This is a genomic window from Azospirillum sp. B4, from assembly GCF_000333275.1.
Taxonomy (GTDB): Bacteria; Pseudomonadota; Alphaproteobacteria; order Azospirillales; family Azospirillaceae; genus Nitrospirillum.
In genome coordinates, this window is sequence record NZ_BACU01000039.1 from 1 (window position 1) to 3,444 (window position 3,444).

General features: G+C 68.1%; 8 protein-coding genes. All 8 read left to right on the forward strand.

Going from position 1 to position 3,444, the window contains the following annotated elements:
• Nucleotides 1-96 precede the first annotated feature (96 nt).
• Nucleotides 97-420 carry a hypothetical protein gene (locus I55_RS01650; protein WP_148293527.1) on the forward strand — a complete coding sequence of 108 codons (324 nt, stop codon included), beginning with the start codon at nucleotides 97-99 and terminating at the stop codon, nucleotides 418-420.
• 59 nt (nucleotides 421-479) lie between these two features.
• Nucleotides 480-1,067: a hypothetical protein gene (locus I55_RS01655; RefSeq protein WP_049973732.1), complete on the forward strand. Its 588-nt coding sequence runs from the start codon at nucleotides 480-482 to the stop codon at nucleotides 1,065-1,067.
• The gene (locus tag I55_RS01660; RefSeq protein WP_044558706.1) at nucleotides 1,064-1,393 is read left to right on the forward strand and encodes a hypothetical protein; all 330 of its coding nucleotides are present in this window, start codon (nucleotides 1,064-1,066) and stop codon (nucleotides 1,391-1,393) included. Before I55_RS01655 ends, I55_RS01660 begins: the two co-directional genes overlap by 4 nt.
• On the forward strand, nucleotides 1,386-1,577 hold the full coding sequence (locus I55_RS01665) for a hypothetical protein (protein ID WP_044558707.1): 192 nt from the start codon (nucleotides 1,386-1,388) through the stop codon (nucleotides 1,575-1,577). Before I55_RS01660 ends, I55_RS01665 begins: the two co-directional genes overlap by 8 nt.
• 5 nt (nucleotides 1,578-1,582) lie before the next feature.
• The gene (locus I55_RS01670; protein ID WP_044558708.1) at nucleotides 1,583-1,876 is read left to right on the forward strand and encodes a DUF6440 family protein; all 294 of its coding nucleotides are present in this window, start codon (nucleotides 1,583-1,585) and stop codon (nucleotides 1,874-1,876) included.
• Nucleotides 1,873-2,760 (forward strand): hypothetical protein, encoded by an 888-nt coding sequence (locus I55_RS32605; protein ID WP_049973733.1) that lies wholly within the window; start codon nucleotides 1,873-1,875, stop codon nucleotides 2,758-2,760. Before I55_RS01670 ends, I55_RS32605 begins: the two co-directional genes overlap by 4 nt.
• Nucleotides 2,757-3,221, forward strand: coding sequence for a hypothetical protein (locus tag I55_RS01680; RefSeq protein ID WP_044558709.1), 465 nt, complete (start codon nucleotides 2,757-2,759; stop codon nucleotides 3,219-3,221). Before I55_RS32605 ends, I55_RS01680 begins: the two co-directional genes overlap by 4 nt.
• Nucleotides 3,221-3,444 (forward strand): DUF5131 family protein (locus I55_RS01685; RefSeq protein ID WP_044558710.1); only part of this gene is annotated, 224 nt, incomplete at its 3' end. The genes I55_RS01680 and I55_RS01685, both read left to right, overlap by 1 nt.

Sequence of the window (3,444 nt, forward strand, 5' to 3'; positions counted from 1 at the left end):
TAGAGACAAGGATGAGCGCAACCCCCCTTATCCATGAGAGAGAAGGGTCTATTGTGGCCGATCATGTTTCAGCACCTAGATGGGAACAAAGATAGTTTGGATGTGAAGATCGTCGCGATAGCCCAAGATTATGAGCCCAAATTGATCTCATTCGATGATGACGCCGAAGAAGAACTCGGTGACCGCTACAGCAATGGGGACAACGTCATCCCCGATTGGGACCCCACGCCGCCGGCGGCCGGCTTCATCCTTGCCGCGAAATTCGATTCCGAGGAGGGGCCGATCGCTTGGTTCGTCCGACCCATCGCCCCCGATAACCCGGGATCATCGCGCGAGCGCCGACTTAAGCGCCTTGAAGTGGCAACTCACCTCATCGAACGCGAGCACACAAGCGATCTGGCCGGCCACATCCCGACCTGACGCTCCCCCGCCGCCCGGTGGCCCCGGACGGCTTGATGAACGCCAGACAGGATTCACCCATGAGCTTCACGACCCTCTCTGACGGGCGCAGCTTCCCCCTGCTGCGCCCGACGGCCGCTGACATCCCCGGCATCCAGGTGCTGGCCGATGCCCTGGCCAAGATCAACCGCTTCAGCGGCGGGGCCGCCACCACCTGGTCTGTGGCGGAACACAGCCTGCTGGTGGCGGACCTGCTGCCCCGGCGCTTGCGGCTCTATGGCCTGCTGCATGACGCCCATGAGGCCATCGTGGGCGACATCACCACGCCGGTGAAGGCCGCGCTGGAGCTGCTGGCCAGCCGGCCGGGCCTGGTGCAGCGGCTGGTGGCGCCGATCGACGACGCCATCCACCTGGCCTTCGGCCTGCCCTGGCCGCTGCCGCTGGCGGATCGCGCCCTGGTGGACCGGGCGGACGCCCGCGCGCTCGCGACCGAATGGCGGGACCTACGCCCCGGCTGCGCCGCCCCCCCGGGCATGGCGGAGCCGGCGCCCGTCCCCATGCTGAAGCCCGACGCCAGCTGGCCCAGGGTGGCGGAGCGGTTCGTGGCCCGCTACCACCGCCTGCGCGACGCCGGCTTGGACGGCGACACGCTGGACGCCACCGGATGAGCGCCGCCACCCCACCGCCGCAGGGGCACAACCGTGGCGCCCACTATGCCCGCTCCCGCTGCGCGGAATGCGGGGAGGATTATCAGCCCACCCGGATCGACGCGGCCTTCTGTTCCGCCTACTGCCGCAAGGCCCACAACGACCGCCGGAAGGAACGGGGCCTGGCCCTGATCGACGCGGCGCTGGAGTGGCGGGGCAAGCGCCAGAAAGGCGGCTTCCTGAAGTTCTGCCGCCTGGTGGACCAGTTCCTGCGTGACGACCGGGAGCGCAAGGCCGCGCAGAAGGCGGCCCGTGAGGCCCGGAAGAAAGGCCAGACCGATGCGTGAAACGAAAACCTATCAGCTGCCGGGCGGCATGACCGTGATCGCGGTGCGCGACGGCACCACCGGCACCGTCGAGCTGCTGGGCGCCCCCGACTGGGACAGCGTCCGCCGACGCAACGACGCCTGGCACGCCCACCTGGTGCGCGACCGCCGCACCACCCTCCCCCTACCCCTTGCCGCGGAGTGATGACCATGAAACGCACCATCATCGCCGCCGCCCTGCTGCTGGCCGCCTGCGACGTCCAGCGCCCGGGCGGAACCCATGCCGACCCGGTGCCCTGGGCCAGCGTGCGGACGGATGCCGAAACCGGCTGCCAGTACCTGACCGGCCAGGGCAACAACCACGACCAATGGTCAATAACCCCACGCCTGGGCCGCGACGGCCGCCCCATGTGCGGCACATCCACCGCCGTCACCATGCTGGAGGCCCGCCGCCCGGCCCTGCTGGCCGCCGATCCCATCGTCACCTGGGGAGGTGTGGAATGACACGCCCACAAAGCCTGCGCTTCAGCGCCCTGCGCGCCGCCAACATCGCGCGCCTACCCACCTTCCGCAACGCCCAGGGCGGCCCAGCCCATAGCCAACCGGACGGCAGCGACTGGGCCCTGTCGACCTGGTCCAACGCCATGTTCGGCGAGATCGGGGAGGTGGCGGAGGTGCTGGACTATAAATCGGGAGAGGTGGCCGCCTTCATCATCGGCGAGGAGCTGGCCGACGTGATGATCTATCTGGACATCCTGGCTTTCCGCTGCGGCATCGACCTGGGCAAGGCGATCCATCGGCGAACGGTCATCTGCCATGCGGACAATGACGGCAGTATGGATTTCGCGACCATGCGCCTGCATCTCGGCCACCCCACCCTCCGCCTCCATGGCGACGCCTTCCGCGCCCTATGCTGGTACAGCGGCGCCGCCGCCAACGTGCTGAAGAAGGTTGAGCGTGGCGATATCACTTTGCCGGCGGCCTTGGAACCGTTGACCAACCATTATGTCGACGCCGTCTTCATGCTGGACGCCCTGGCCAAGCCCCGCGGCATCGACCTGGGCGTGGCCGTGATGGAGAAGTTCAACCGCACCAGCGAGAAGGTGGGCAGCCCCATCCGCCTGGCACCAGACGGCTTCTGGCACCTGACTCCCTCCGGCCCGGCCTACCACCCCGTCAAGCCGGACCCGGCGCCCTCATGGCGACCAACCCACCGCCACCGCAACGGAAGTGACTATCGCGAGGTCCTGCGCGGCGCCATGGAGGCCGACTACCCGTCCACACCCGTCGTCATCTACGACGACGCCCAAGGCCGCATCTTCGTGCGCCCGGCCGCTGAGTTTGATGACGGCCGCTTCAGCCGCCTGGATCAGGGAAGCCCATCATGACTGGCCCCGCCATACCGCGTTCCGCCCTGCCGCTGACCGATATCGAGGTCGACACACTCGCCCGCGACGTCGCCGCCGGCGCCGTCAAGGACCCGCTGACGCTGTCCATCGCTATCCTCCGCCTGGCGGCCACCGTGCGGCACCTTCGCGCCACCCACGTCACCGACGAAGCGTTCGAATGCTCCGTCGCGGCTCAGACGGCCATGTTCGACGCTGGTGACAACGATGCATGGCAAGCCGCCTGCACCGCTGAACAGCAGGCGATGAAGGATCACATCCGTACCCGCATCGCCCAGGGCCTGCCGCCCATGCCCATCGTCTTCGGCTGCCTGGTCAGCGTTGGCGAGCTTGTCGCGATCTACACCCCCCAGGAATCGCTGGAAGACATGATCGCCGCCACCGGCCAAACCCTGACCCAGGCCATCACCCAGTTCAGCGCCGAACCGGAGGGACACGCCTGATGGCCAGCAAGATCGAATGGACCGGCCGCAGCGATTGGAACTACCTGCGCGGCTGCACCCGCAAGAGCGAGGGCTGCCGGAACTGCTACGCCGAGATCATGGCCGCCCGCTTCAGCGACCCGGGCCAGTGGGGCCACGGCTATGCCGAACGGGTGCGGACGCCGGCCGGCGTTGACCACCGGTGGACCGGCCGTGTCGAGCTTCAGAGGACCGGCTGTCCTGC

Excerpts from the sequence above, each read along its gene's own strand:
- I55_RS01680 (WP_044558709.1), top strand. The coding sequence starts at position 2,757 with ATGACTGGCCCCGCCATACCGCGTTCCGCCCTGCCGCTGACCGATATC.
- I55_RS01665 (WP_044558707.1), top strand. The coding sequence starts at position 1,386 with ATGCGTGAAACGAAAACCTATCAGCTGCCGGGCGGCATGACCGTGATC.
- I55_RS01655 (WP_049973732.1), top strand. The coding sequence starts at position 480 with ATGAGCTTCACGACCCTCTCTGACGGGCGCAGCTTCCCCCTGCTGCGC.
- I55_RS01660 (WP_044558706.1), top strand. The coding sequence starts at position 1,064 with ATGAGCGCCGCCACCCCACCGCCGCAGGGGCACAACCGTGGCGCCCAC.
- I55_RS01670 (WP_044558708.1), top strand. The coding sequence starts at position 1,583 with ATGAAACGCACCATCATCGCCGCCGCCCTGCTGCTGGCCGCCTGCGAC.
- I55_RS32605 (WP_049973733.1), top strand. The coding sequence starts at position 1,873 with ATGACACGCCCACAAAGCCTGCGCTTCAGCGCCCTGCGCGCCGCCAAC.